This is a genomic window from Streptomyces sp. CRN 30, assembly GCF_034105845.1.
In genome coordinates this window covers 135,373-152,449 of sequence record NZ_JAVRHI010000169.1, presented here as the reverse complement: position 1 = coordinate 152,449, position 17,077 = coordinate 135,373, and the positions used below count along the sequence as shown (strand labels likewise).

Below are 17,077 nucleotides of genomic sequence, written 5' to 3'. Positions count from 1 at the left end.
GACGTGCTCGACCTCCGACGGAGGCTCACGGCATGATGTGCGTGATCAAGTGTCGCGGGAGGGGTACCTGTTGTCGCGTCAGCTCATCGTGGTGGATCCGGCCGGCGGCTCCCCCTACCGCACCCTCACGGCGGCGCTGGCCGAGGCGCGGACCGGAGCCCTGATCCGGGTGCGGCCGGGGCGTTACCCCGAGAACCTCGTCCTGTCCCGGCCGGTCACCCTGGCCGCGGACGAACCCGACGGGACGGTGGAGATCGCACCCCGCGCGGGCAGCGTCGTCCAGGTGCGGGCGGAGGCGGTGAAACTCTCCGGCCTGCTGCTCACCGGCACCGACGAGGACGCGCCCGCGGTCGACGTGGACCGGGGCCAGGCCGAACTGGAGCGGTGCGAGGTGCGGGGCGCCGCGTGGACGGCCGTCCTGGTCCGCGACACGGGCTCGGTCGCGGTCCGGGAGTGCCGGGTGTCCAACCCCGAGGGCGCGGGCATCGTGGACCTCTCACCCCGCCCCAGCACCGTCGCCGACTGCGCGCTGTCCGACTTCGGCAGTTCGGGTGTGGTGCTCGGCGAGGACGCGGTCACCACCGTCCGCGGCTGCCGAGTGGACGACGCCCGGGGAAACGGCATCCTCGCCAACGGCCGCGCCGGCGGCACCGTGGAGGACTGCGTGGTCTCCCGTACGGTGAAACCCGGGATCGCCGTGGAGGGTGACGCCACCACCGGCGTCCGGCGCACCGCCGCCGAGGAGTGCGTCATCGGCTTCTACGTGGCCTCCTCAGGCGCCCCGCGCCTCACCGACTGCACGGCGGACCGCTCCACCACCCAGGGCCTGCTCACCGGGGGCGCGGGCGCCCCCGAACTGGACGGTCTGCGGGTGCGCGACTCCGGCGGACAGGGCATCGTGCTGCTGGACCGCTCCCGCGCGGTGCTCACGGACTGCCTGGTCGAGGGGTCCGGCGCGGCCGGGCTGCACGCCGGCGACCGCGCCGCGCCCAAGGTGCGCAGGACGCGGATACGCGGCGGCAGCGCCGAAGGCGTCCTCCTGGACGGCTCCAGCACCGCCCGTCTGGAACGGCTTGAGGTCGAACAGCCCGCCGGACACGGCATCGTGGTCGCCGGGGACGCCGACCCGGTGCTGCGCCGGGCGGAGGTCACCGGCAGCGGCGGCAACGGCGTGGACGTCCGCGACGACGCCCGGGGCCGCTGGGAGGAAGTACGGGTCGAAGGCGCCGCCGGCCACGGGATACGGGTCGCGGGCAAGGGCCGTACGGCGTTCCGCGCGGCGACCGTGCGGACCGGCGCCGGCGCCGGGTTCGCCGTCGAGAACCACGGCACCGCCGAGCTGATCGACTGCGCCGTGGAGGACGCGGGAGGCGACGGCGTCCTGCTGGGCGAGGAGGCCACGCTGACGGCGGTCCGGGTACGGCTGCTGCGCAGCTCCGGCCACGGTGTCCTGATCGCCCGGAACGCGACGGCGACGCTCACCGAATGCGTGCTGTCGGACGGCGCCCGCGACGGTCTGCGGGTCACCGGACGCGGCCCGGTGCGGGCGGTCGGCTGCACGGTCACCGGCAACCGGGGCGCGGGACTGCGGGCGACCGACCCGGACGGCAGCCTCGCCGCCGACCGCCTCACCGCCCACGGCAACGGCGAGCCCGACACACTGGGCGGTGACCGCGGTGATGGCGCGCGCCCGGGAGCGCTGGCAGCCGGTCGCGAGGACGGCGAACCCTCCCGCGACCCGCTGGCCCGGCTCGACGCCCTGGTCGGTCTCCAGGCCGTCAAGGACCAGGTGGCCACCCTGGTCAACGTCAACCGGCTGGCCCGCAGGCGACGCGAGATGGGCCTGCCCGTCCCGGCCACCGTCCGCCACCTGGTCTTCGCCGGGCCGCCCGGCACCGGCAAGACCACCGTGGCCCGGCTCTACGGCTCCGTCCTCGCCTCGCTCGGCGTGCTGCGCTCCGGGCACCTGGTGGAGGTGGCCCGCGCCGACCTGGTGGCCCGGGTGGTGGGCGGCACCGCGCTGAAGACCACCGAGGTCTTCCAACGTGCCCTGGGCGGCGTGCTGTTCGTCGACGAGGCGTACACCCTGACCAGCGGCGGTCGCGACGGAGGTGGTCCCGACTTCGGCCGGGAGGCGGTGGACACCCTGGTGAAGCTGTTGGAGGACCACCGCGACGACGTGGTGGTGATCGCCGCCGGGTACTCCGCGCCGATGGAGGACTTCCTCGCCTCCAACCCCGGGCTGGCCTCCCGGTTCAGCCGCACCGTGGAGTTCGAGGACTACAGCGACGACGAACTGGTCACCATCGTGCGCCGGCTGTGCGAGAGCAACCGCTTCCGGCTGCGCGAGGACACCGAGCGGGCGCTCGCGGTGCACTTCGCCCGGCTGCCACGCGACGAGACCTTCGGCAACGCGCGAGCGGCCCGCAAGGTGTTCGAGGAGATGATCGACCGGCAGGCGTTCCGGCTGGCCGGCACGCCCGAGGCCACCGAGGACGAGCTGACCCTGCTGGTGCCGACCGACGTCGGGGAGCACGCGGCGGCCGCCGTCGGCGCGGGTCCCGGCGACTCCACCGGCGCGGGCGGCGCCGCCCGTCCGGTGGCGGGCCTGCTCGACGAACTGGCCGGCCTGATCGGGCTCGCGGAGGCGAAGGCTCAGGTGCGGGACGTGGTGAACCTGCTGTCGGCGGCCGAGCGGCGGCGGGCCGCCGGACTCCCGGTCACCTCCGTCGGCCACCACCTGGTCTTCGCCGGACCGCCCGGCACCGGCAAGACGACCGTGGCCCGGCTCTACGGTCAGTTGCTGGGCACCCTCGGGGTGCTGCCCCGGGGACAGCTCGTCGAGGTGTCCCGCGCCGACCTCGTGGGCCGCTACGTCGGCCACACCGCGCAGTTGACCCGTGAAGCGTTCCAACGGGCCCGCGGCGGCGTGCTCTTCGTGGACGAGGCGTACGCGCTGACCCCGGCGGGCGGCTCGGCCGCCGACTTCGGCCGGGAGGCGGTGGACACCCTGCTGAAGCTGATGGAGGACCACCGCGACGACACCGCCGTGGTCGTGGCCGGCTACGAGACGGAGATGGGGCGCTTCCTCGCCTCCAACCCCGGCCTCGCCTCCCGCTTCCCGCGCACCGTGCGGTTCGCCGGGTACGACGCCGCCCAGTTGGTGGAGATCGTGCTGCGGGCCTGCGCCCGGGACGGCTACGTCTGTCCGCCGCCGACGGTGGACGCGCTGCTGCACCATTTCGAGGGCGTCGAACGCGGCCCGGCCTTCGGCAACGCCCGTTACGCCAGGACCGTACTGGAGACGATGGTGACCCGGCAGGCCGGACGGCTCAGCGAGATGCCGGAGGCCGGGCCCGACGAACTGCGGAGCCTGCTGGCGGCGGACGTACCGAGCGCCGCCCCGGCGGGCTCGGGCGGTTGAGGGGGCGGCCGGGGCGGGACCCGGTGGACACGGCACCAGGTGGACCCGGGTCCCGGGTCACGGGTCCCGGGTCACGGGTCACGGGACGCGGGACGCGGGACGTGAGCGGAGGGTGCCTCGTACCCCAGTACGATCTCCTGTCATGGCGTCGACCAGGCAGGTGGCACGGGGTGGGACGAGTACGTCGGCGGGGCTCGCCCTGCTGCTGATCGGTGTCGTGGGGGCCGCGGCCGCCACGGCCGCCACGGCCGCCGCACCCGCCTCCGCCGCCGACGGCGACACGCTTCCGCGGGTGGCCGTCGCGCCTCCGGACGACGGGGGCTGTGTCGCCCGCTCCGCCCGGTCCGCCCGTACCGCCGCGCGGACGCCATGGGCACAGCAGTACCTCGCCCCGTCCCGGGCCTGGGAACTGAGCCGGGGCGCCGGGGTGACCGTGGCCGTCCTGGACACCGGGGTGGCCGCCGAGGGGACCGCCCCGCTGGCCGGACGGGTCACCGCGGGCCCCGACGTGGTCGGCGGCGGCACGGCCGGCACCGACTGCGTCGGACACGGCACATTCGTCGCCGGGCTGATCGCGGGCGCCGCGGCGGACGGCGGCACCGGGTTCGCCGGGGTGGCACCGGACGCCCGGATCCTGTCCGTCCGGGTCACCGCGGCCGACGGCACCACCACCGCCGACCGGATCGCCGAGGGCATCGACGCGGCCGTGGCGGGTGACGCCCGGATCGTGGACGTCCCCTTCGCGTTGGCCTCGTCGAGTGCCGCCCTCACCCGGGCCGTCGCCTCGGCGGAGCGCCACGGGGTCGTGGTCGTCGCCCCCGCGTACGCCTCCGCGCGGGACGACGGTGACGCGGCCGACGCCTCCGCGCCCGCGGCGTACCCCGCGGCCCTGCCGACCGTGCTGGCCGTGGCCGGCCTCACCCCCGAGGGGAACCCGGAGGAGACCGCCGCCCCCGCCACCGCCCCGGACCTCTCCGCCCCCGGTACCGGCCTCACCGGCATCGGTCCCGGCGGTGGCGGCCTCACCGGCGGCGGCGCCGAACTGGCCACGGCCTTCGTGGCCGGTACGGCCGCGCTGGTCGACGCCTACCGCCCCGGTCTGTCGGCGGCGGAGCTGCGGGGTCGGCTGACCGCCACCGCCTATCCGTCCGCCGCGGACAGGGCCCTGACGGGGGCGGGCACGGTGGACCCCGCGGAGGCGGTGTCGGCACCGGGCACCGGAGCGGGCACCGCTGCCGACGCGGATGCCGCCGGGGGCGCCGGGAGTGGCGCCGGGAGTGGCGGCCGACCCGGTGCGGAAGGGGCGGCAGGGGCGGCAGGTGTGTCCGGTGCGGCGGATGCGGCAGGTGTGGCGGGTGCGGCGGAGGCCCGGGGCCCGCGTACCGCCGACCGGCCCGGCGGCCCGGACGGGGCCGGCGGCACCGACGTACGGCAAGGTCTGGCGTTGCCCGGCCCGCCGGGGCACCGGGGCCGCCTGGCCGCGCTGTGGATCGCCGGCATCGCGGCCGGGGTCGTCGCCCTGACCGCCGCGATCGCCTTCGCCGTCCCGCGGGGCCGTCGCCGCCGCTGGTCGGCGGGTGCCTGACCTGTACGGGGCGGCCCGCCGCTGGTCGGTGGGTGCTTGACCTGTACGGATCGGCTCGCCGCTGGTCGGCGGTTGCTTGACCTGTACGGGGCGGCCCGCCGGTCCGTCGGCATCACCGTTGCGCGGGCCGTGCGGGAAGCCGTGGCCCGAGGGCCAGAAGCCCACCCCGACCGCACGGGGCCGAGACGGAGCCGCCCGAATCACGGACCACCGCCCACCCTGGCTTACGGGGCAGCGCAAGCCGGGCCCCGGGACAAGCCCGGCCGAGTTCCGGGACGCCCCCCCGGCCGAGTTCCGAAGCGAACCCGGCCGGGGCCCGGCGCGTTCCCTGCCGTGTTCCGGGGTCATTCCGCCTCCGGTCTCCGGCTGGACTTCGGCCGGATTCCGGGGCGTTCCCGTCGTCCGTATCCCGGAGCGCTCCCGGCCGGCTTGTGGGCCGTTCCGGCTCCGGGCCGTCGGATCGGCCGCCTGAACCCCGGAGCGATCCCCGGTCGGGCCCGGGTCCGACCGGACCGGGTCGGGCATGGGTCCGGCCCGGTCCGGCATGGGTCCGGACCGGGCCCATGCGCGCGGTCCTACCGCTCCCCGCCCTCGTTCTCCGACCGCAGCGCCACCTGTGTCTCGGCCGCCGTGCGGCGGGTGACGTACTCGCCTCGGCCCGGACGTTGGACCCGGGGCTTGCGGCCCTGTACGACCTGGCCCTCGGACGGGGGGCAGGAGAGCAGCAGGACCGGCGAGTTGGCCTCCACCAGGCGGCGCAGCAGCGGGTCGCCCAGCATGGCGCGGCCCGCCCCGTTGGCGCCCCGGGCGACGATCACGTGCAGGCCGATCTCGGCGCCCCGGGCCAGTACCTCGTGGAGCGGGCCGAACAGGTCGCCACCGCCCGCGACCAGCTCGTGGTCGTCGATGACGAGGAACAGCCGCGGTCCGGTCCACCAGTCGCGCCGCCGCAGCCGCTCGGGGGTGATGTCGGGACCGGGCACACGTTCCTTCATCGCGCGGGCGGAGCCGTCGACCATGCGGTGGACCAGGTCGGGACCGACCGCGTAGCCGAGGCGGTACTCCTCGGGGACGGTCTCGGCGAGACCCCGCCGGTAGTCCACGGTCATGATCTTGGCCTCGGTGGGCGCGAACCGTCGGGTCACCGCATCGACGACGAGGGCGAGCACGTTCGTCTTGCCGCTCTCCACGTCGCCGACGACGATCAGGTGCGGATGCTCCGCGAAGTCGTGCCGGAGCGTGCCGAGCCGGTCGCCCTCAAGGCCCAGCGGTACCCGCAGTTCCCCGTCCGGCGCCGGGAGTTCGGCGGCCGGTAGGAGCGCGGGCAGGACCCGGACCGGGGGAGCGGGCGGTCCGTCCCAGCCGGCCGCGACCTCGCTGACCAGGGCGGCCAGACCCGCCGCGGCGGTGGCCGGGTCGGATTCGCCGTCCAGCCGGGGCAGGGCGGTCAGGAAGTGCAGCCGCTCGTCGGTGAGTCCCCGGCCGGGCAGCTTGGGCACGGTGCCGGCCGCCCGCATGTTGACCACCGAGTCGACGGGATCGCCGAGCCGCAGTTCGAAGCGGGTGCCCAGCAGGTCGCGCAGACCGCCGGTGATCTCCCCCCACCGGCCGGCCGACACGACCAGGTGGACGCCGAAGTTGAGGCCGCGGGAGGCGATCTGGGTGAACACCGGCATCAGGTCGAGGAAGTCCTGGCGGACCGTGGACCAGCCGTCCACCACCAGGAAGACGTCACCGTGGCGCTCGTCGGCGAACTCGCCGGCCGCGCGCCGCCGCCGGTAGTCGGCCATCGACTCCACGCCGTGCTCGGTGAACAGCCGCTCCCGGTGGGCGACGATCCCGGTGATCTCGCAGACCGTCCGCCCGACCCGCTCACGGTCGAGACGGCCGGTGACGGACCCGACGTGCGGCAGCCCGGACAGCGCCCCGAGCAGACCGCCGCCGAAGTCGAGACAGTAGAACTGCACGTCGCGCGGGGTGTGGGTGAGGGCGAGGGCACAGATCAGGGTGCGCAGCAGGGTGCTCTTGCCGCTCTGCGGTCCGCCGGCCACGGCGACATGACCGCCGGAGCCGGCGAGGGAGCCGACGAGTTCGTCCCGGCGCTGGTCGAAGGGCCGGTCGACCACGCCCAACGGCACGGTCAGCGGCGGCCGCGGCTCGCCGGGCGGCAGCAGCAGATCGAGGGTGGGCGACTCGGCCAGCGGCGGCAGCCACACCTGGTGGGCCGCCGGACCCGAGTACCGCAGCCGGTCCACGGCGACGTCCAGCACGCTGGGCGCGTCGGCGGACTCCGGCCGCGGCGCCGGGTCGGGTTCGACGGGGTGCGGAACGTGCCCCGGCGGCACATATTCTGCCCGGAAGGGCACGACCTGCCCGGCGATCACGGCGCGCGGTGCGGCGGGGCGGGCCTGCCGGTAGGGGCCGGAGACGTAGGCGGCCTTGAACCGGGTGAGCGCGCCGACGTCGTTCTTCAGCAGGCCGCTGCCGGGCTGCGGGGGCAGTTCGTAGGCGTCGGAGACCCCGAGCACGCCCCGGCTCTCCATCGCGGAGAAGGTGCGCAGGCCGATGCGGTAGGAGAGGTGGGACTCCAGCTGGTGGACGCGGGCCTCGTCCAGCCGCTGCGAGGCGAGCAGCAGGTGGACGCCGAGGGACCGGCCGAGGCGGCCGATCATCACGAACAGGTCGAGGAAGTCGCGGTGGGTGGCGAGGAGTTCGCTGAACTCGTCGACCACGACGAAGAGCGTGGGCAGCGGGTCGAGGTCGGCACCCGACTGCCGGGCCTGCTCGTAGTCGCGGACGGAGGCGTGGTTGCCGGCCTTGCGCAGAAGTTCCTGGCGGCGGACGAGTTCGCCGTGCAAGGCGTCCTTCATCCGGTCGACCAGGGCGGTCTCGTCGGCGAGGTTGGTGATGACGGCGGAGGTGTGCGGGAGCCGGTCGAGGCCGAGGAAGGTGGCGCCGCCCTTGAAGTCGACCAGGACCAGGTTGAGGGTCTCGGAGGAGTGGGTGAGCGCCAGCGAGAGCACCAGGGTGCGCAGCAGTTCGGACTTGCCGGAGCCGGTGGCGCCGATCAGCATGCCGTGCGGGCCCATGCCGCCCTGCGCCGACTCCTTGAGGTCCAGCAGTACCTGGGTGCCGTCGGCGGCCATGCCGATCGGGACGCGCAGCCGGTCGCCCGCCGCCCGGGGGGCGTGCAGCACCGCGGTGTCGGCGCCGGCGAGGTCGCGGATGCCGAGGAGTTCGGTCAGCTCCCGGTCTTCCTGGAGCGGCTGCCCGGAGCGGACGGCGGCGCCGAGCCGGTAGGGGGCGAGCGAGAGGGCGAGGGACCGGGCGGCGGGGGCGCCGAGGACGTCGGGCCGGCCGAGCGGGGTGCGCACGGCCCGTCCGTCGGGGCCGTCGGCGACCATGGTCAGGGTGTCGGGTGCGGCGTGCAGCCGCAGTGTCCCGAGCTCCGGGGTGTCGTCCAGGGCGGCGCGGACGTCGAGGACGACGGCGTTGCGGTAGCCGGCGCCCGCGATCCGGGCGGAGCCCGGCACGACCCGGGTGTCCAGCACGACCACCGTGTACGGCTCGGTGCGGGAGGGCTCGGCGCCGGGTTCGAAGGGAGGCCGCCCGGTGAACTCCTCACCCAGCAGCGGCTCCAGCCCGGAGACGCTCTCGACGACCAGCCGGGCGGCTCCGGCGCCGTCGGTGTCGGTGGGGTGCCGGGTGTGCGGAAGCCACTTCAGCCACTGCCAGTGGGGCATGGCGTCGGCGTCGGCGACCACCGCGATCACCAGGTCCCGCGGTGCGTGCAGGACGGCGAGCTGGGCCAGCACGCCGCGGACGACGGCGCGCGCGGTGTCCTCGTCGCCGGGCAGCAGCACCCGCGCGAAGGAGCGCAGCCGGACCGCGATCGGCTGGCCGGGGACGACCGAGTACGTGTGGATGAACCGCCGCAGAGCGTGGGCGCAGAGCGGTTCGAGGTCCTCCACCGGCCGGGTGGACAAGGGGGTGAGAGTGAGGGCGAGATCCTGTTCGCCGGTGGCCACGCGCACCTCGGCGAAGTCGCCGTGGGCCGGCCGCCGCTCCCACATGCGGGCGGTGCCGACCAGCGACCACAGGGTGTCGGGCGCGGGTCGCTGCCACTCCTGGGCCCGGTGCTGCTGGTCGACGACGCGGCGTACCCGGCGCCGGCTGGTGGCGAGATAGCGCAGGTAGTCGCGGCGTTCGCCGCGCAGTTGGCGCTTGCGGTCGCCGGACGCCTTGAGGAACTGGCTGACCAGCATCGCGACGGCGGAGACCGCCATCAGGCCGACGGCCACCCACATCAGGACGCCGTTGCCCTCGCCGGGCCGGATGAACACCAGCACCATGCCGAGTGAACTCAGCGCCATCGGGAAGTACGTGACGACTCCGCCCATGGCGCCCTGCGGTTCGGGCAGCGCGGGCGGTTCCTGAAGGGCGAGTTCACCCTCGGGCAGCTGCGGGCCGGCGCGGCGCGGGCCCCTGCGGAACGTGACGGTGCTCAACTCCGCGCCCTCCTGGGGCAGACCGTGGTGTGGGGTCCGCACCCTGCTGGGGCGGACCGTGGTGTCAGGTCCGTGCCCTTGCGGGGGGTGGACCGTGGTGCGGGGTCCGCGCCCTGCTGGGACGGACCGTGGTGTCGGGGTTCGCGCCCTTGCGGGGGGCGGACCGTGGTGTCGGGGTCCGTGCCCTTGCGGGGGGCGGACCGTGGTGTCGGGTTCGAGCCCTTGCGGGGGGCGGACCGTGGTGTCGGGGCGGCGTGCGGGGCCGGCCCGCGTCCCGTCCCGCGAGGCGGGAGGCGACACCGCCGACCGGGTGCGGGCACGCCCGAGGGCCGCCGAGGCCCTGGTCGGGGCCGACTGCGGATCACGATAATGTGCAGCCGATCTTCAGTCGAACGACAGTCCAGCCGACGGGGAACGGCCGGCCCGCCGTTCCCGGACGGGTACACCGAACCGAGGCATCGTGAGCGATCAGACCGCCGGATTGTGCCGCATAGCCGTCAGAGCACCGGGAAGCGTCGTCGAACTGGGCGTTCCCGTCGACGTCCCGTTGACCGAACTCCTCCCCGTGCTCGTGGACCACGCGGGAGGGACCCTGCTGGAGGACGGCCTGGAGCACGGCGGCTGGACCCTGCAACGGCTCGGCGGGGCACCGCTGGACGAGAACGGCACGGCCGAGAGCCTGGAGCTGGCCGACGGCACCACCCTGTACCTGCGCGCCCGCCACGAGACGCTGCCCGAGGCGGACTTCGACGACCTGGTCGACGGGATGGCGCAGACGCTGGCCGGCCGCGAGGACGGCTGGCGGCCGGAGCTGAGCCGCCGGCTGCTGCTCGGCCTCACCCTGACCGCCCTCGCCGCCGGGCTGTTCGCGCTCGTGCTGCCAGGCGCGGCGGGCTGGCGGGCGGCCACCGCGGGGCTGGTGGCGGTCCTGCTGCTCGTCGGCGCGGCCACGGCCTCCCGGGCGGTCGGCGACGCGGCCGCCGGGGCGGTCCTGGGCGCCGCCGCCGTACCGTACCTGGCACTGGCCGGAGCGCTGGTGCCGGCCGGGTCGGTGGGGGAGCCGCTGCTCGGCCCCCGGCTGCTGGCGGCGGGCGCGGCGGCTGCCGGGGCGGCGGTCCTCGCCCTCGGCGCGGTCGGCACCCACACCCCGCTGTTCCTCGCCGGCGGCACGGTCGCCGTCTTCGCGGCCGTCTCCGGGGCCCTGGTCACCGCCGGTGTCGATCCCGTGCCCACGGCGGGCTGGACGGCCGTGGCGACGGTGCTCGCCGGGGGTCTCGTCCCCGGGGCGGCGTTCCGGCTCGCCGGACTGCGGCTGCCGCCGCTGCCGTCCAACGCGGCCGAACTGCAGGAAGGCATCGAACCCCACCCGGCGGCCCGGGTCAGGGTCCGCGCCGAGCACGCCGACAGCTACCTCAACGCCCTGCACGGCGCCCTCGGCCTGGTCGCGGCGGCCTGCGCCACCGTCCTGCTGACCGCTCCCGGCCACCACGGCCCGACCGCCCCCGCCCTCGGCTGCGTGCTCAGCGTTCTGCTCCTGCTGCACGTGCGCACCCTGGGCAGTCTGCGGGGCCGGCTCACCATGGCGCTGCCCGGCGCGTACGGGCTCGCCCTCGCCGCGTGTGTCACGGCGGCCCGGGGCGACCTGCCGGTGCGGCTCCTTACCGTGCTGGGCGTGGTGGTGCTGGCCGCCGCCGCGGTGATCGCGTCCTGGACGGTCCCCGGCCGCAGGCTGGTGCCGTACTGGGGCCGGGCCGCCGACCTGCTGCACACCTTCGCCGCCCTGTCCCTGCTGCCGCTCGCGGCGCTGCTCGCCGGTGTCTTCGGCCAGCTCCGCGCGATCCGGGGGTGAGCCGTGCAGTCACGCAAGGACCAGGTGCAGGCGCACCTGTTCGTCATGGGGCGGGTCGCCGCCGGTCTGCACCGCGCCGATCCCGACTCGCCCGACTCGCCGCCCACCGCCCGGACCCGGCGGGGGGTGATGTGGGGGCTGCTGGTCACCGCCCTGGCGGGCGCGGTCTGTCTGATCTGGGGGCTGATCTCCCCCGGGGGCGCCACCGGTTGGGCGGCGGAGGGCACCCTGGTGGTGGTCCGCGACAGCGGCGCCCGCTACCTGTATCTGAACGGCGCCCTGCACCCGGTGCTCAACGAGACCTCCGCGCGGCTGCTCGCCGGTGACCGACTGGTCGTCAGGCAGGTCGCCGCGGCCTCCCTGGCCGGCGCGCCCCGGGGGGCCACCCTCGGAATCGCCGGAGCCCCCGACGGCCTGCCCTCCGAGGACCTCTCCGACGCCGCCTGGCAGGTGTGCGCCGCCCCCGACACTGCCTCCGGCGATACCGCCTCCGGCGACACTGCCTCCGGCGACACCGCGTCCGCTGCCACGCTCACCTCGGTCGTCGTCGACACCGACGGGCCGGGACCCGGACTGGACTCCGCCCGGGGCGTCCTGGTGACCACCGGCTCCGACGGGGACGGCGTACAACTGCTGTGGCGAGGGCGGCGGTACGCCGTGGACACCGCGCACGGTGCCGATTCCGCCCTCGGCTGGGCCGGGGTACGGCCGGTCCGGGTCGGCGCGGCCTTCCTCACCGCGTTCGGCGCCGGCCCGGACATCGCTCCGCCCGACCTCGCCGGCCGCGGCACGGCCGGACCCGCGCTGGCCGGTACCGCCAGCCGGGTCGGCCAGCTGTTCACCGCCGCCGGCCGCCACTACGTCCTCACCCGGGACGGCCTGGCGCCCCTCACCGACCTGGAGTTCCGCCTGCTCAAGGGCGACCCGCGCACCCAACGGTCGGCCTACGGCGGCGGCCGGGTGACCGTGCGGGACGTGGGCGGCGCCGACCTGGACGCCCACCCCGCCCGCGACGCCACCACCCTGCTGTCGGCCGCGCTCCCGGCGACCGCGCCGCGGGCGGTGCCGGTGAACCCCGGTACCCAGCGGGTCTGCGCCCGGATCGTGCCCGGTCACGGTGACCGGCAGGTCACCACCACCGTGGTGGTGGCGGGCTCCGCCGGGCCCGTGGGGTCCGTGCCGGACACCCAGCCCGGTGTGACGGCGGCCTGTGTACCCGCGGACCGGATCTCGGTGCGGGCCGGCGGCGGGGTCCTGGTGCGGGCGCTCTCGTCGGCCGGCACCGGCGCCTCGTACGTCCTGGTCACGGATACGGGGGTGGCCTATCCGGTGCCCTCCGCCACCGCCGTGGAACGGCTCGGCCACGACAGCTCGGACGCGGTCCGCCTGCCCGCCCGGCTGCTCTCCCTCCTGCCCACCGGCCCCTCCCTGGACCCCGCCGCCCTCTCGGCCCGCGGCCTCGTACCAGCCGACGCCGGGACCGACGCCGGGACCGACGCCGGAACCGGCGGCGGTCCCGGGGCCGATGCCGGTGACGCCGACCGGGGCGCTCCGGTGAACCCCGCACCACGATCCGGTGTCGGATGCGCGTCATGAATCGGCCAAACCACAGGCGGCGCAGGATCGTTCTTGCACCTCAGCGGTTGCATAGGGCACTCTCTTGGCCTGAGATCTTGCCAACACCCCCGCTGGGAACGGCCGGAGGGACCCGCGAGGGGCCCCCGGGACGGTGCCACCGTCCCGGCAGCGACCGGCCGCGGCACCCGGGGGCTCGCTCCACCCCTCCGGCACCGCGCCACTTCGACGTCGTCCGCTCCGCACCCCGGAGCCGGCAGAAGAGGAACACCATGACCACTCCCACCGGTTCCGTGTACAACCGCGCGCAACAGGACATCGACACCGCGCGCGCCGCCCTGGAGGCCCAGATCACCGAGATGGTGAAGGCCGGCAACACCGTCCAGCAGATCCACGACGACGTCCGCCTGTCCTACGTCGCCACCTCGTCCTCGATCTTCAGTGCGAAGCTCCAGGAGTGGCAGCAGGCCTACACGAACATCAAGCAGTCCGTGGACCACCTGCACCAGGCCCTGACCGACGCCGACCAGATCCAGAGCGCGGGCGAGATGACCGCGGCCGACTACGCCGGAGCCTGGTCCAACACCGCCGACAGCTACTACGACGCCCTGTCCTAGAAGACCTCAGCAAAGCTCAGCAGAACTGAGCGGAGCTGAGCGAACCGCAGCAGATCTCAACAGACCTCAGCAGACCTTCAGCAGCCAAGGAGCAGCAGATGCCGGACGTCACGCTCGTCATCAACCAGGCCCACGGGGCCATCGAGGACATGGTCCAGGCCAACACCGCCATGGTGACCGCGCTGGAGAACATGCTGAACGGCATCGCCCCCGCGGCCGCCTCCTTCGAAGGTGCCACCGCCGAGGCGTGGAAGGACTTCCAGAACCGCGCCCAGACCGCCATCCAGCAGATGAACGCCGCCTTCGGACAGGGCGCCGCCAGCCTGGAGCAGATGGTCGACCAGCAGATCCGCGCCGACCAAAGCGGCGCCAACGCCTTCTGAGGACGACTGTCATGGCCACCGACGACACCCACACCGGCACCATCAAGGTCACCGAGGGCTGGCTGAGCGGCATCGCGCACACCACCGTCACCGACATCTCCCGGACACTGCGCAGCGGCGACCCGCAGACCACGCTGTCCGTCATGTCGAACGACGCGGGTACCTACCCGGGCCTCTGCGCGGCCAGCGACAAGGGCCGCATCGACAACGCCAACGAACTGCACGCCCACTTCAAGTCCTTCGCCACCTCGCTGATCGGCCAGCTCAACAGCCTGAGCACCGGTCTCGACACCCTCGCCGTCTCCCTGCTGGAGGTCGACCAGATCCTCCGCAAGGGCGAGGAGGACGCGGAACTGACGGCGGGCGAGATGGCCGCGGTGCTCGCCGACGGACTCGGTGGACTCGGCTACAAGACCACGACGACCACGGCCTGAGCCGAGAGAGGGCGACGAACGCTATGGGTGCCAGCACGTGGGACGAGGCCCTGGAGGGCTTCACGACCGAGAAGGTCGTCACCCGCGCGGACGTCACCGGCATGACCTGGCTCGGGTCACCGCACGTCGACCTCTCCCGGAGCAGCCCGCTCGTCGCGGGCCAGGACTACGACCTGGTCTGGAACGGCCAGATGACGGACGGCCGCTGGATCAGCGCGGGCATCAACCTGGCCAACATCATGTGGCAGGACGACTCCGAACTGGGCAAGTACTGGCGGCAGACCTGGAACATCCTGGGCCCCGTGGCGTCCACGCCGACCGGCAACACCGTGGTGAAGTACGGCAGCTTCAGCACCGCCGCCGACTCCGTGCAGCAGGTGCTCGACATGCTCGCCGCACAGCACGACCGCCTCATCACCTGGGGACAGGAGATCGACGAGGACGACTCGCCCGCCCAGGGCAGCGCCGCCGCCGCCTTCAAGGCCGCCCTCACCTCCCTCGCCGGCCAGTTGGAGAACCTGCGCCACCAGGTACTCGCCCAGGGCGACCCGGTGGGCATGATCCGCGAGGCCGGCACCGCCCTCCAGGTGAACTCCCGCAACCTCGGCAACGCCTACGACGCGTGGCGCAACACACCGGGGGCCGTGCCGTACCAGGTGCTCGCCGAGGTATGGCTGGAGATCTGCGCACAGCCCGTGACGCTCAGCCGGGGCGCGCACAACGTCGTCACCGGCGTCGTCCTGGCGGGCCTCGGCTCGCTGAGCGACGCGGCGACCTGGAAAGCGCTGGAGGCCAAGGCGAAGGAGCGCTGGCTCCAGAACCTCACCGCGCTCGACACCGCGGCGGTCACCTGCACCCAGAACCTCGCCACCGCCTACCAGGGCGCCGTGCAGGCCATCCCCGCGTCCCTGACCGCGCCGAAGTACCGGACGCCCTACCAGGAGCCCGCCTCCGACGACCCCGCCTCCGACGACCCGTCGGCCGACGACCCGACGGCCGACGGTCCCACCTCCGACGACACCACCGTCGAGGACCCGTCGTCGACCGCTCCGGAGCTGGAGACCGGCACCGGCGGCGCCGACACCGGCGAACTGGACAGCGGCGCCTCCGGCTACACCCTCGCCGGCAGCGGCACCGGAAGCGTCGGCTCCGACCTGCTGGGCAGCGGCGGCGGCACCGGCTCCGAGCTCCTCGGCGGGGGCACCGGATCGAGTGGTCAGCAGCTCCTGGACGCGAACGGCGACGTCGTCACCGACACCGAGGGCAACCCGGTCACCGCCCCGGCCGGCTCGGTCCTCAACCCCAACGGCACCGTCACCAAGCCCGACGGCACCCTGCTCACCGACAGCAAGGGCAACGTCGTACGGGTGCCGTCCGGCGGCAGCCTCGGCTCCGGCCTCACCTCCGGCATCAAGCGGACCACCGCCGTGACCGCGCTCGCCGCCCAGGAGGCCGCCCAGGAGGCGGCGTACCAGCGGGCCCTGAAGAACGCCCGTGCCTCGTCCGGCGTCCTCGGCGAGTCGTTGGGCACGGCCGCCCTGAAGAGCACCGGCACCGAGACCGCCCGCCTCGGCGGGGTCGGCACCGGCAGCGTGGCCCCGTACCTCGGCGGCGGCAGCTCGGCCGCCAAGCTGCGGACGGCCACCACCTCCACCGAGGGCGTCCGCGCGGTGGCCGGGGAGGTCCCCCGGGAGACGACCGCGGGCAGCCGCACCACCAGTACGAACGGCAGCCCGTCCGCCATGCCGCCCGGCAGCGGCATGGGCGCGGGCGGCGGCACCGGCGGCCGGGACCGCGACCGCCGCACCTGGCTGGACGAGGACGAGGAGACCTGGGGCACCACCCAGAGCCGCGGAGCGGGAGTGATCGGCTGATGGAACAGACCCCCGACCACTCGCTCCAGCAGCAGCTGGAGGCCGCCATGGGCAGGCTCGCCGGCTACCGCGAACAACTCGTCGCCGCCCAGCGCGAGGCCGCGGCCACCACCGTCTCCGTACGGTCGAAGGACCGGATGCTCACGGTGGTCGTGGGCGCGGGCGGTGTCGTCAAGGACATCCGCTTCCACACCGAGGCGTACCGCGAGATGGCCCCCGCCGAACTGGGCCGCGCCCTGGTCGAGACCCTCACCAAGGCACTGGAGGAGTCCGGGGAGAAGACCCGCGCCGTCTTCGCGCCCCTGCGGGACACCGGCAGCGGTCTGCGCCGCTCCATGACCGGCGGCTCCGACGTCGAGGAGATGCTCCGCCCGCTGCGGGACCTGTGGCCCCCGGCCGGCTCCGACGACACCCCCGCCACCGGCAAGAACACCGGCAAGAGCACCGGCAAGAACTCCGGCAGGGACAGAGAGCGTGAGCGCCGTGGCTGACGAACTCATCACCACCGACCGGCTCCGCACGCTCTTCCAGAAGTACGGGCTGAACAGCGATCTCATCGACCGTGCCAACGACCTCGTAACGAAGATCAACAAGGTCAACGCGGACGCTGGCGGACGCGGCAAGGACGAGGTCGGCAAGCAGTACTTCGCCGTCGTCGACCCCGGCATGAAGGAACTCACCCAGCTCCTCACCCTCCTCTCCGACCTCGTCGAGCGCACCGGTACCTCCGGCACGGAGGTCACCGCGCTGCTCACCCGCGCCGAGGAGGACGCGATCGAGCTGGCCGACTCCTGGAAGAGCAGCGGCGAGCAGGCATGACCACGCCCC

General features: G+C 74.7%; 11 protein-coding genes. 10 read left to right on the top strand and 1 reads right to left on the bottom strand.

What is annotated here, in order from left to right:
• Positions 1-70 precede the first annotated feature (70 nt).
• Both UW392_RS17080 and UW392_RS17075 read left to right on the top strand, forming a co-directional pair.
• Positions 71-3,424: a right-handed parallel beta-helix repeat-containing protein gene (locus tag UW392_RS17080; protein WP_320775873.1), complete on the top strand. Its 3,354-nt coding sequence runs from the start codon at positions 71-73 to the stop codon at positions 3,422-3,424.
• Positions 3,425-3,566: 142 nt separating this feature from the next.
• The gene (locus tag UW392_RS17075; protein WP_320775872.1) at positions 3,567-5,009 is read left to right on the top strand and encodes a S8 family serine peptidase; all 1,443 of its coding nucleotides are present in this window, start codon (positions 3,567-3,569) and stop codon (positions 5,007-5,009) included.
• A gap of 575 nt (positions 5,010-5,584) precedes the next feature.
• On the opposite strand, the gene eccCa is transcribed toward UW392_RS17075, so the two are convergent.
• Positions 5,585-9,517 (bottom strand): type VII secretion protein EccCa, encoded by a 3,933-nt coding sequence (eccCa, locus tag UW392_RS17070; RefSeq protein WP_320775871.1) that lies wholly within the window; start codon positions 9,515-9,517, stop codon positions 5,585-5,587.
• Positions 9,518-9,977: 460 nt separating this feature from the next.
• Between eccCa and eccD the strand changes: the two genes are divergently transcribed.
• The 8 genes from eccD (at position 9,978) to UW392_RS17030 (ending at position 17,068) form a co-directional block, all read left to right on the top strand.
• The gene (gene eccD, locus UW392_RS17065; RefSeq protein ID WP_320775870.1) at positions 9,978-11,366 is read left to right on the top strand and encodes a type VII secretion integral membrane protein EccD; all 1,389 of its coding nucleotides are present in this window, start codon (positions 9,978-9,980) and stop codon (positions 11,364-11,366) included.
• 3 nt (positions 11,367-11,369) lie between these two features.
• Positions 11,370-12,962, top strand: coding sequence for a type VII secretion protein EccB (gene eccB / locus UW392_RS17060; RefSeq protein WP_320775869.1), 1,593 nt, complete (start codon positions 11,370-11,372; stop codon positions 12,960-12,962).
• A 251-nt stretch (positions 12,963-13,213) separates the two neighbouring features.
• Positions 13,214-13,558 (top strand): hypothetical protein, encoded by a 345-nt coding sequence (locus tag UW392_RS17055; protein ID WP_320775868.1) that lies wholly within the window; start codon positions 13,214-13,216, stop codon positions 13,556-13,558.
• Between the two features lie 98 nt (positions 13,559-13,656).
• On the top strand, positions 13,657-13,941 hold the full coding sequence (locus UW392_RS17050; RefSeq protein ID WP_320775867.1) for a hypothetical protein: 285 nt from the start codon (positions 13,657-13,659) through the stop codon (positions 13,939-13,941).
• A gap of 11 nt (positions 13,942-13,952) precedes the next feature.
• Positions 13,953-14,375 (top strand): hypothetical protein, encoded by a 423-nt coding sequence (locus tag UW392_RS17045; protein WP_320775866.1) that lies wholly within the window; start codon positions 13,953-13,955, stop codon positions 14,373-14,375.
• Positions 14,376-14,398: 23 nt separating this feature from the next.
• Positions 14,399-16,249 (top strand): hypothetical protein, encoded by a 1,851-nt coding sequence (locus UW392_RS17040; RefSeq protein ID WP_320775865.1) that lies wholly within the window; start codon positions 14,399-14,401, stop codon positions 16,247-16,249.
• Positions 16,249-16,740: a YbaB/EbfC family nucleoid-associated protein gene (locus UW392_RS17035; protein ID WP_320775864.1), complete on the top strand. Its 492-nt coding sequence runs from the start codon at positions 16,249-16,251 to the stop codon at positions 16,738-16,740. Before UW392_RS17040 ends, UW392_RS17035 begins: the two co-directional genes overlap by 1 nt.
• On the top strand, positions 16,733-17,068 hold the full coding sequence (locus UW392_RS17030) for a hypothetical protein (RefSeq protein WP_320775863.1): 336 nt from the start codon (positions 16,733-16,735) through the stop codon (positions 17,066-17,068). Before UW392_RS17035 ends, UW392_RS17030 begins: the two co-directional genes overlap by 8 nt.
• Positions 17,069-17,077 lie beyond the last annotated feature (9 nt).

Coding starts and splice junctions, on each gene's coding strand:
- UW392_RS17075 (WP_320775872.1), top strand. CDS start 3,567: ATGGCGTCGACCAGGCAGGTGGCACGGGGTGGGACGAGTACGTCGGCG.
- UW392_RS17055 (WP_320775868.1), top strand. CDS start 13,214: ATGACCACTCCCACCGGTTCCGTGTACAACCGCGCGCAACAGGACATC.
- UW392_RS17050 (WP_320775867.1), top strand. CDS start 13,657: ATGCCGGACGTCACGCTCGTCATCAACCAGGCCCACGGGGCCATCGAG.
- UW392_RS17045 (WP_320775866.1), top strand. CDS start 13,953: ATGGCCACCGACGACACCCACACCGGCACCATCAAGGTCACCGAGGGC.
- UW392_RS17040 (WP_320775865.1), top strand. CDS start 14,399: ATGGGTGCCAGCACGTGGGACGAGGCCCTGGAGGGCTTCACGACCGAG.
- UW392_RS17035 (WP_320775864.1), top strand. CDS start 16,249: ATGGAACAGACCCCCGACCACTCGCTCCAGCAGCAGCTGGAGGCCGCC.